General features: G+C 74.0%; 8 protein-coding genes. 4 read left to right on the plus strand and 4 right to left on the minus strand.

Features of this window, described 5'->3' with window-relative positions; genetic code table 11:
- Positions 1 to 40: 40 nt before the first annotated feature.
- On the minus strand, positions 41 to 1,018 hold the full coding sequence (gene paaA / locus D476_RS0129205) for a 1,2-phenylacetyl-CoA epoxidase subunit PaaA (protein ID WP_017627427.1): 978 nt from the start codon (positions 1,016 to 1,018) through the stop codon (positions 41 to 43).
- A gap of 124 nt (positions 1,019 to 1,142) precedes the next feature.
- Positions 1,143 to 2,813 carry a phenylacetic acid degradation protein PaaN gene (gene paaN, locus D476_RS0129210; protein ID WP_017627428.1) on the minus strand — a complete coding sequence of 557 codons (1,671 nt, stop codon included), beginning with the start codon at positions 2,811 to 2,813 and terminating at the stop codon, positions 1,143 to 1,145.
- A gap of 196 nt (positions 2,814 to 3,009) precedes the next feature.
- Here paaN and D476_RS0129215 point away from each other — a divergent pair, with 196 nt between their 5' ends.
- The 3 genes from D476_RS0129215 (at position 3,010) to D476_RS0129225 (ending at position 7,910) form a co-directional block, all read left to right on the plus strand.
- Positions 3,010 to 4,356: a phenylacetate--CoA ligase family protein gene (locus D476_RS0129215; protein ID WP_017627429.1), complete on the plus strand. Its 1,347-nt coding sequence runs from the start codon at positions 3,010 to 3,012 to the stop codon at positions 4,354 to 4,356.
- Between the two features lie 74 nt (positions 4,357 to 4,430).
- Positions 4,431 to 5,069, plus strand: a complete 639-nt coding sequence (locus D476_RS0129220) for a TetR/AcrR family transcriptional regulator (RefSeq protein WP_017627430.1) — start codon at positions 4,431 to 4,433, stop codon at positions 5,067 to 5,069.
- A gap of 354 nt (positions 5,070 to 5,423) precedes the next feature.
- On the plus strand, positions 5,424 to 7,910 hold the full coding sequence (locus D476_RS0129225) for a hypothetical protein (RefSeq protein ID WP_449289420.1): 2,487 nt from the start codon (positions 5,424 to 5,426) through the stop codon (positions 7,908 to 7,910).
- Here the strand turns inward: D476_RS0129225 and D476_RS0129230 are convergent.
- Positions 7,876 to 8,715, minus strand: a complete 840-nt coding sequence (locus D476_RS0129230; protein ID WP_017627432.1) for a TauD/TfdA dioxygenase family protein — start codon at positions 8,713 to 8,715, stop codon at positions 7,876 to 7,878. The genes D476_RS0129225 and D476_RS0129230 overlap by 35 nt on opposite strands.
- A gap of 460 nt (positions 8,716 to 9,175) precedes the next feature.
- Here D476_RS0129230 and D476_RS0129235 point away from each other — a divergent pair, with 460 nt between their 5' ends.
- Complete coding sequence (locus D476_RS0129235; protein ID WP_020380510.1) at positions 9,176 to 9,538, plus strand: STAS domain-containing protein; 363 nt, start codon at positions 9,176 to 9,178, stop codon at positions 9,536 to 9,538.
- A 58-nt stretch (positions 9,539 to 9,596) separates the two neighbouring features.
- Here the strand turns inward: D476_RS0129235 and D476_RS0129240 are convergent, their stop codons facing one another.
- Positions 9,597 to 10,325: a M50 family metallopeptidase gene (locus D476_RS0129240; protein WP_017627434.1), complete on the minus strand. Its 729-nt coding sequence runs from the start codon at positions 10,323 to 10,325 to the stop codon at positions 9,597 to 9,599.
- Positions 10,326 to 10,626 lie beyond the last annotated feature (301 nt).

Here is a 10,626-nt window from a genome sequence, read left to right on the forward strand (position 1 = left end):
TCCTCGCCTCTCGTGTCTTCCGCAGGGTCCGCGGTCCGGGTCAGGCCGCCGCGCGCTCCCGTGCCCGGCTCTTGGCCGCGTGCGCGCGCGCCGCCTCGCGCACCCAGGCCCCTTCCTCGTGGGCGGTCCTCCGGTGCTCCAAGCGCTGCCGGTTGCACGGCCCGTTCCCCTTGAGGACCTGCATGAACTCGTCCCAGTCGGGGGTGCCGAAGTCGTAGTGGCCGCGCTCGGCGCTCCACGCCAGGGCCGGGTCGGGCAGGGTGAGCCCGAGCGCCTCGGCCTGCGGGACGATCATGTCGACGAAGCGCTGGCGGAGCTCGTCGTTGGAGAAGCGCTTGATGTTCCAGGCCATGGACTGCTCCGAGTGCGTCGACTCGGAGTCGGGCGGGCCGAACATCATCAGCGAGGGCCAGTACCAGCGGTCGACCGACTCCTGGGCCATCCTGCGCTGGCCGTCGGTGCCGCGCGCCAGGGTGTACAGGATGTCGAAGCCCTGCCGCTGGTGGAAGCTCTCCTCCTTGCAGATGCGCACCATGGCGCGCGCGTAGGGGCCGTAGGAGCAGCGGCACAGGGGCACCTGGTTGGTGATGGCGGCGCCGTCGACCAGCCAGCCGATCGCGCCGACGTCGGCCCACGTCACGGTCGGGTAGTTGAAGATCGACGAGTAGCGCTGGCGCCCCTGGTGGAGCAGGTCGAGCAGCTCGTCCCGGCCCACGCCCAGGGTCTCGGCGGCGCTGTACAGGTACAGCCCGTGCCCGGCCTCGTCCTGCACCTTGGCGATCAGCACCGCCTTGCGGCGCAGCGAGGGCGCGCGGGTGATCCAGTTGCCCTCCGGCTGCATGCCGATGATCTCGGAGTGGGCGTGCTGGGCGATCTGCCGGATCAGCGTCCGGCGGTAGGCGTCGGGCATCCAGTCGCGCGGCTCGATCCGCTCATCGGCCGCGATCATGCCGTCGAAGCGCCGCTGCCGGGCCTCGTCCTGCGGATGCGCCGCCTCGTCCGTGCCTGGGTCCGTCATCGCGGGTCCTCCCCCGGCCGTAATACCGACCGAACGTTCAGTTAGAAATTACCGCCCGGCGAAGGGCGGGGTCAACGGTGCGGCCCCGCCCTGTGCGCCTCATCCGGGTCCGGGCGGCCCCGGCTCAGCCGTGCCGGCGGGACTGGACGAAGTTGAACCGCCCGGCCACGAACGCCGGGTCGGTCAGCGACGTGGTGGCCGCCCGGTTGGCGCCGCTGCCGTGGTAGTCGCTGAAGGCCGCGGACTGGTTGACGAACACCTGCCCGGTCAGGTTCTCCGACAGGTTCACCCCGGCGTCCAGGGCGGCCTTCTCCGCCTCTGTCAGCACCTCCTCGGAGGTGGAGTAGACCGACGCGGTCAGCGCACCCCGGCGTCCCACGCTCTCGCGCAGCAGCCGCAGCGACTCCTCGGTGCCGGAGGTGGGCACGAGGAAGGAGATCGGGCCGAAGTGCTCGCGGCCGTAGACGTCGTCCCGGTCGGGGCCGACCCTGACCACGGCCGGGGTGCGCACGGTGGCGTCGGCGAAGTCCGGATGGGCGACCTCCTCGGAGCGCCGCACCGGCTCGCCCAGCCCTTCTGCGGCCGACAGCCGCTCCAGCACCCCATCGTTGGCGATGGCGCCCAGCACCCCTGCGGCCTTGGCCGGGTCGCCCAGCAGCCGCCCGAGCGCGCCGGACAGGTCCTCGGCGACGTCGTCGGCGCTCTTGTGCCCCTCGTCGGTGTCGATGCCCCCGGCCGGAAGGAAGATGTTCTGCGGGGTGGTGCACATCTGCCCGCTGTACAGCGACAGCGAGAACGCCAGGTTGCCGAGCATCCCCTTGTAGGAGTCGGTGGAGTCCACCACGACGCCGTTGACCCCGGCCTTCTCGGTGAACACCGCGGCCTGGCGGGCGTTGGCCTCCAGCCAGTCGCCGAACTCGCTGGAGCCGGTGAAGTCGATGATCCGCACCTCGGGCCGCAGCGCCAGGTCGGCGGCGATCCGGTCCTCAGGGCGCTCGGCGGCCAGCAGTACCGCGTCGGGGTCGAGACCGCACTCGGCCAGCACGTCGCGGGCGACGGCCACGGTGATCGCCAGCGGCATCACCGCGCGCGGGTGCGGCTTGGCGATGACGGTGTTGCCGGTGGCCAGGCTGGCGAACAGCGCCGGGTAGGCGTTCCAGGTGGGGAAGGTGTTGCAGCCGATGAGCAGGGAGACGCCGCGCGGCACCGCCGTGAATCGCTTCTCCATCACCAGCGGGTCGCCCTTGCGCTGCGGCTTCTCCCAGCGCACGGTGCCGCCGTAGCCGGTGGTCATGTCGTGGCCGTAGGCGACCGCCTCCAGGCCGCGCTCCTGGGCGTGCGGGCCGCCCGCCTGGAAGGCCATGACGAACGCCTGCCCGCTGGTGTGCTGCACGGCGTGCGCCATCTCGAAGCTGCGCTTGTTGATGCGGTCCAGGATCTCCAGGCAGATCCCGGCGCGCGCGTCCGGCCCGGCGTCCCGCAGCGGCCCGGCGGCCTTCTGCGAGGCCGCGATGAGCGCATCGGCCCCGGCGCGCGGGTAGCCCGTGCCGAGGGCCAGGCCGTAGGGGGAGCGCTCGGTGACCACGCGGTCCCCGGTGCCGGGGTGGCCCTCCAGCGGGAAGTCGCGGCCCAGGTAGGCCTCGAAGGCCGCCTTCCCGGCCGGGGCGGCCTCCTCCCCGTAGACCTTCGGGCTCGGCGACTCGGGGTAGGGCGACCAGAAGTACCGGCCGCGGATGGCGCCGACCGCCTCCTCCAGGGTCTTGCGGTGCCGTTCGTAGAGCTCGCTCGGGTCCATTGGGCGGCCTCTCCCTACGCGTCGTCGCGTCCAGCTGCGCATTCGGGCACCGGTGGCCGTCGCGCCCCTTGACAGGGCCCCGGCCGGTGGTGCTTGTCTATGCCGTACTTACTAACCGACCGTTCGTTCAGGCCGCAAGGGTCCGTCCCCGCGCCGCCGGGGTGTCCCGAGGCGCGCCAGCCGAAAGGACGCCGCCGTGACCGACCCGTCCCCCCACGCCCCCGCCCCCGGCGGCCGGCGCCTCGGTCCCGCCCCCGGCCCCGGGATGCTCGACCCGATGGAACGCGCCGACCGCGGAATGCTGGAGGAGCACCAGCTCAAGCGGCTGCGCTGGACGCTCTCCCACGCCTACGCCCGGCAGGGCTTCTACCGGCGCAAGTGCGAGGCGGCCGGGGTGCACCCCGACGACCTGCGCTCCCTGGCCGACCTCGCCCGCTTCCCCTTCACCACCAAGGAGGACCTGCGCGAGGCCTACCCCTACGGCGCGCTGGCGGTGCCGCACGACAAGGTGCTGCGGCTGCACGCCTCCAGCGGTACCACCGGACAGGCGACCGTGGCCGCCTATACGCGCGGCGACCTGGACATCTGGTCGGACCTGGTGGCCCGGTGCATCCGCGCCTCGGGCGGGCGGCCCGGCCAGAAGGTGCACGTGGCCTACGGGTACGGGCTGTTCACCGGCGGGCTGGGGGCGCACTACGGCGCCGAGCGCCTGGGCTGCACGGTCATCCCCGTCTCCGGCGGGCAGACCTCCCGGCAGGTGCGGCTCATCGCCGACCTGGAGCCGGAGACCATCATGGTCACCCCCTCCTACCTGCTCACCATCGCCGACGCGATGCGCGCCGAGGGGACCGACCCGCGGTCCACGTCGCTGCGCACCGCGATCCTGGGCGCCGAGCCGTGGACCGAGGACATGCGCGCCGAGATCGAGGAGGCCTTCGACCTGCACGCGGTCGACATCTACGGGCTCTCGGAGGTCATGGGCCCGGGGGTGGCCAACGAGTGCGTGGAGACCAAGGACGGGCCGCACGTGTTCGAGGACCACTTCCTGCCCGAGGTGGTCGACCCGGTCGACGGCGGCCCGGTGCCCGACGGCGGCGAGGGCGAGCTGGTGTTCACCTCGCTGACCAAGGAGGCCATGCCGGTGGTGCGGTACCGCACCCGGGACCTGTCGCGGCTGCTGCCCGGCACCGCGCGGCCCGCGTTCCGGCGCATGGCGCGCATCTCCGGCCGCAGCGACGACATGATCGTGCTGCGCGGGGTCAACCTGTTCCCCACCCAGATCGAGGAGCAGGTGCTCCGTGTCCCGGCGCTGGCGCCCCACTTCCAGATCGTGCTGCGGCGGCCGGAGCGGCTGGACGAGATGACGGTGCGGGTGGAGGCGCGCGCGGGCGTGGCCGACCGGGAGCGCGTCCAGGCCGGGCGGGTCCTGGCCGATGCGGTGCGCGAGCACACCGGGGTGGGCGCCACGGTGGAGGTGCTCGACCCGGGGACGCTGGAGCGCTCCTCCGGCAAGGTGCGCAGGACGGTCGACGAGCGGCCGTGACGTCGGACACCGTTGGCGATCAGGGCGGCGATGCGCACTCCGGGACCGTTTCGGCCGGGGTAGATTCACCCTCTGTGTCCCGCTCCACCGCTTCCGGCCCCCCGCCCGGCCCCTCCGTCTCCGCGCGCCGCCGCGCCGGCAGGCCCGGCCACGACGCCGACTCGGTCCTGCGGACGGCGGTGCGCGTGTTCAACGAGCGCGGGTACGACGGGACCAGCATGGAGGACCTCGCCCGCGCGCTGGGCGTGACCAAGTCCGCCATCTACCACCACGTGTCGGGCAAGTCCGAGCTGCTGCGCCAGTCCCTGGACCGGGCGCTGGACGCCCTGTTCGCCGTCACCCGCGAACCGGAGGCCACCGGCGGTCCGGTGCTGGGGCGGCTGGAGCACGTGCTGCGCGGCAGTGTGCTGGCGCTCGTGGAGGAGCTGCCGCACGTGACCCTGCTGCTGCGGGTGCGCGGGAACACGGCGGTGGAGCGCCGGGCGCTGGAGCGGCGCCGCGAGTTCGACCGGTTCGTGGCCGACCTGGTGCGCGAGGGCGTGGCCGAGGGCGCGATCCGGCCCGACGTCGACCCGGACGTGGCCGGGCGGCTGCTGTTCGGGATGGTGAACTCCCTGGTGGAGTGGTACCGGCCGGGCGGCGGCCTGGACGCCGAGGGCCTGGCCGCCCAGGTCGCGGCGGTCGCCTTCGAGGGCCTGCGCACCCCTCACTGACCTCGGGGGCCGACCTGGGGGTCGGCCTGGGGGAGAGCGCCGTCGTTCCGCTGTCCTCACGTTTCGGGTCCCCGCGTCCGTCGGCCCCGCCCTCCCGGCGATGGTGCCGCCGCCGGTCGGCTCCGGCGTGCGCATCCGCGCGCTCCGCGGCGTTCACCGGAATCGCGGACGCCGGTCTCGTCGGCACCTTCGTCCGGAACACCGCCGGGGTGCCGCCCCTTTCCCGCTTGTCCACAGGGTGCGTGGCACACCCGGTCCGGCCGTGCCCGGGCCGCTACCGTGTGCAGCAGGTGCACCCGGAGCGAGGAGGATGCCGTGCCTGTGGGGGGACGGGCTGCCCGGCCCGCGGCCGCGGTGAAGGCGCCGGGCACCGCCCTGCCGTCCGCCTCCGCCGCCCCGGCCGTGCTCGCCGCTCTGGCGGCCGTGGCGCTCGTGGCGGCCCTGGTGTCCGCCCTGGTCGCGGCCTCCCCGGCGCCGCCCGCATCGGCGACGCCCTCCCCGCCCTCCCCTTCCGAACCCTCCGCCCCCTCCGCACAGCGGCCTCCCTCCGGCGGTCCGGTGGTGCTCGTCGGCGTGCCGGGGCTCATGTGGGAGGAGATCGACCCCGACACCATGCCCGAGCTGTGGGGGCTGGCCGAGGACGGCGCCATCGGCGACATGTCGATCCGCACCGCCACCTCGCGCACCTGCCCCGTCGACGGCTGGCTCACCGTCTCGGCCGGGCAGCGCGCCTTCAGCGAGCGCCAGCGGCACTCCATCTGCGAGCTCCCGGTCCCGCCCGCCCGCGACGGCGAGGGGGCGGTGGTCCAGGACTACGCCGACCACGTCGCGGTCAACGCCGCCTCGCCCTACGGCGCGCGCGTGGGGCTGCTCGGCCGCGCCGTGCACGAGGCCGGGGGGACCACCCTGGCGGTCGGCCCCGGCGCGGCACTCGCCGCCGCCGACGAACAGGGCCGGGTCGATGCCTACCTCGCCAACCCCGCCGCCCTCACCGAGGAGCGGGTGGCCGACGCCTGGCTGACCGTGGTCGACCTGGACGGGCTGTCCGACCTGTACCTGGACCCGCCGGTGGACCCGGAGGCCTCCCCCGGCCCCGACGCCTCCCCGGAGGGCACGTCCGAGCCCGAGCCCGACCCGGTGCTCAGCGCCGACCGGCTGGAGGCGCTGTCGGCCATCGACGAGCGGATCGGCGACGTGGCCGACGCCCTGCCCGAGGACGCGACGCTGATCGTGGCCGGGGTGTCCGTGGAGGCCGGGCGGTCCAACCTCAACGCGGCGCTGCTGCACGGCCCCGGCCCCTCCGGGGGCGGGTACGACGGGCGCTACCTGACCTCGGAGTCGACCCGGCGCGACGGCCTGGTCACCCTCACCGACACCACCACCACCCTCCTGCGGTCGCTCGGGGCGGACCCGCCTCCCGCGACGGTGGGGCGGTCCTGGGCGCCGGTGGAGCGCCCCGCCGACCTGGACACCGCCGTGGGGCGGCTGGCCGAGTTCAACACCGCGGCCAATGTGGTCGAATCGCTGATGGCGGGGTTCTTCAGCCTGCTGGTCGCCATCCAGCTGCTCATCTACGCCACGGCCGCCTACGCGGTGCACCGGTGGGGCGAGCGCGACCGGGACAAGCGCGCGGCGGTGCTGGGGGCCACGCGGGCGGTCGCGCTGGGCGGGGCGTCGGTCCCCGTGGCGAGCTATCTGGCCAACCTGGTGCCCTGGTGGTCGTTCCCCGTGCCCGAGGTGGCCCTGCCGCTGTGCGTGCTGCTGTTCGCCTCGCTCATCGTCACCGCGGCGCTGGCGGGTCCGTGGCGCAAGGACATCCTGGGGCCGATGACGGTGGTCGCCGGGATCACCACGGCGGTGCTGTTCACCGACATGTGCACCGGGGCGAACCTGCAGATGAACTCGCCCATGGGCTATACGCCCATCGTCGCCGGACGCTTCTACGGGCTCGGCAACATCGCCTTCGCGACCTTCTCCACCGGCATGCTGATGGCGGTGGCCGGGGCCGCGCACTACCTGATCGCGGCCGGGCGGCGCCGCACGGCGGTCGCGGTGGCCGCGGCCGTCGGCGGGGCGACCGTGCTGGTGGTGGGCTGGCCCGGGCTGGGCACCGACTTCGGGGGGCTGTTCGCCCTGGTGCCGGGGCTGGCCGTGACGGTGCTGATGATCGCCGGGCGCAAGGTGACCCTGGTGCGGATGGCCGCGGTGTGCGCGGGCGGCGCGGTGGTGCTGGCCGCGGTCGCCTACTGGGACTACCTGCGCCCGCCCGCCGAGCGCAGCCACTTCGGGCTGTTCGCCGGGCAGGTGCTGGAGGGCGACGCGTGGCCGATCGTGCAGCGCAAGCTCGGCGCCATGCTCGGCACCCTGGGCAACTGGCAGCTCACACTGCTGGCCGGGTGCGCGCTGCTGTTCCTGTTCGCGGTGCTGAACAAGCCGACGAACTGGCGGATGGGGGCGCTGCAGCGGGCCTACGAGTACGCGCCGATGCTGCGCGCCGGGCTGACCGGGTCGCTGGTGACGGCGCTGGTGGGGTTCGCCGCCAACGACTCGGGCATCGCCATCCCGGCGCTGGCGCTGACCGTGGCGGTGCCGCTGACGCTGTCGGCGGCGACCTGGGTGCTGCGGCGCGAGGGCCCCGGCTACGCGTGCGTCCGGGGCGCGGCGGGCGACGGGTGCGGCTCCCCGGGGCCGAAGGGGTCCACGGACCCCGGCGGCACTGAGGGGCCTGAGGGGCCCAGCGGCCCCGGGGGGCCGGGCGGGGACGGCGGGGACGGCGGGGACGGCGGCAACGGCGAGGACGGCGGGGTCAGTCGTCGAACCCCTTCGCGAAGTCCACGGTGACCCGGTGCATCTCGCGCCGCTCGGTGTAGTCGGGCACCGCGTAGTGCTGCACCGCCCGGTTGTCCCAGAAGGCGATGGTGCCGACCTCCCAGTGCAGCCGCACCTGGTACTCGGGGCGGCGGATCTGGTCGCACAGCATCGGCAGGATCGCCTCGTTCTCCCACTCGTCCAGGCCGCTGATGCGGGTCACCGAGCTGCGGTGCACGTAGAGCAGGCGGCGGCCGGTCTCGGGGTGGGTGCGCACCACGGGGTGCTCGCGGGGCGGGAAGCGGCGCTGCAGGTCGGCCAGGTCGAGGGGGTGGCCCTTGGACATGGCCTTGAGGACGCCGGGGGTGATGTCGTGCACGGCGGTCAGGGAGTCGGCCAGCGCGCGCACCTCCGGTGAGAGCCCGTCGTAGGCGGCGCACGCGCTGGCCCACAGGGTGTCGCCGCCGACCCGGGGCAGCACGACGGCGCGCAGGATGGAGCCGTGCGGCGGGTGGGGCATGAAGGTGTTGTCGGCGTGCCAGCTGTCGCCGCCCTCGCCCTTGGGGCTGGTCTGGTTCAGCACGTGCATCGCGTCGGCGACCAGGTCGCCGGTGGGCTCCTTGGCCTTCATCGGCGGGGTGTTCAGCTCGCCGAACCGCAGCGCGAAGCGGACGTGCTGCTCGTCGGTGATGTCCTGGCCCCGGAAGAAGAGCACGCCGTGGTCGAGCAGCCCGCGGTGGACGGCGGCGACCTCCTCGCCGGACAGGTCCTGGCCCAGATCCAGGCCGGTGACGTAGGCGCCGACGCGCGCGGTCGCCTTGGTGAACTCGATGGCCATGCCGGGACGCCTCCCAGTGAAGCAAGCAGTTGCTTGGTTGTGGTGAGGCTAACACTCCACCCCGACTGTGAGCACGCTCGCGCTTCACTCATGTCACGAATAGGCCACAGCCGTGTGGTATCGTCCGGGGCGGAGGCGTGTTCTAACCTCCTTAGCAACCAGCGGGCGTGAGAGTTCCAGCCCACGGGTCGCCCCGCAGGCCGCGTCCGGCCCGGCCACCCGCACCCGGCCGCCCGCTCCGGCGTCGAGCGATCGCCGACGACGAAGACCACGCAGATGCCGGTCCCGACCAGGCGCCCGGCACGAGGGGTAGAGCCACACGATGAGCCAGCAGTCCCGCCGCGACCATGCGCCCGCGCAGGCGACCGTGCACGGCGCCCGCCCGGAAGCGGGCGCCCCGCGGACCGCTGTCCCCGCCGGGGGCGCCCACGGCGCCCGGCCCGGCACTCCCGGAGGCGCCATGCCCGCCCTGAGGATCACCAGCCGCAGCCACGACGAGGGCCTCGTGCTCGTCCTCGAAGGCGAGGTCGACATGGCCACCGAGCGGCGCTTCCACGCCGCCGCCCGCGAGGCGGTCGAGTCCATGCCGCACGGGCGGGTGGTGCTCGACTTCTCCGGGCTCGACTTCATCGACTCCAGCGGGCTCCGGGTGCTCATCCAGGCCCACAAGCTCGCCAAGGAGCACTACGCGGCGGTGATGGTGGCCGCACCGAACGAGCGCGTGTCCCAGATCCTGCGGGTCACCGCGATCGACACCCGGGTGCCGGTGATGCCGGACGTGGCCGCGGCGCTCGCGGCCCCGTTGAACGCGCCCAGCTCCTGACCTGGAACGGCGGGAGGGCGTGGCCGGATCCGGCCACGCCCTCCCGCCGTCGTCTCCCTCACAGCACGGGGTCCGCGGAGGTCCACAGCAGCCACACGCCCAGCGCCAGCGACGCGAGGTTGACCGCGCCGAAGACCATCACCCAGGCGGTGCCGGGCATCCCGGTGAGGCGGTGGAGCTGGTCGGCGTCGGACTGCGCGGAGGGCTGGCGGCGCCGCTGCGCCTGCAGCTCGAACACCGGCCGCACCCCGGCGGCCAGCATGAACCAGGTGAAGAAGTAGGCGAAGGCGGCCTGCACCTCGGCCGGGGTGAACCAGGAGATCACGAACACCAGGGCGCCGGTGCCCACCACCGACACCACGCCGTAGAGGTTGCGGATCATCACCAGCATCGCGGCCAGCAGCAGCACCGACAGCCACAGCAGGCCGGTGATCCGGTTGCCGAGCAGGAACACCACCCCGACCAGGCCCACCACCGACGGCGTCACGTAGCCGGCGAAGACGGTGAGGATCATCCCGATCCCGTCGGGGCGGCCGCGCGAGACGGTCACCCCGGAGGTGTCCGAGTGCAGCCGGACACCGGTGAGCTGCCGCCCGCTGAGCAGCGCGACCACCGCGTGCCCGCCTTCGTGGGCGATGGTGACGACGTTGCGGGCCACCCGCCACGGGCCGCCGGTGGACACCAGCACGAGAGCGGCCACCCCGGTCGCGACGACCAGCCACCACGGCGGCGGCATCTGGGTGCTGAAGACCTCGGACACGACCTCCTCGAAGGACGTTCCCTCCATGGCGTGCTCCCCGTCCCCGCTCGGCAGTGGTCGATCCGCGCGGCCCGTCCAGGGCCCACGCCTGAAGGGAGGGTAGGGCATCGGATACCCCGCCCAGGCCGCCCAGCAGAGCAAGAGCGGCCCGGCAGGTGCCCCACTCACCGACTCCACCCGGGCGACAGGCCACCGGGGCGTCAGACGGACGGAGGCGACGGGGACAGGGCCCACTCACCCGCCTCAGCCGGGCGGCAGGCCGACGGAGTGCCAGGTCAAGGGCGGCGACGACGATGGTCGGCGGCCCTTGCGGCAGCGTCGTCGTCCG

It is taken from the genome of Nocardiopsis chromatogenes YIM 90109, from assembly GCF_000341185.1.
GTDB classification, from domain to species: domain Bacteria; phylum Actinomycetota; class Actinomycetes; order Streptosporangiales; family Streptosporangiaceae; genus Nocardiopsis_A; species Nocardiopsis_A chromatogenes.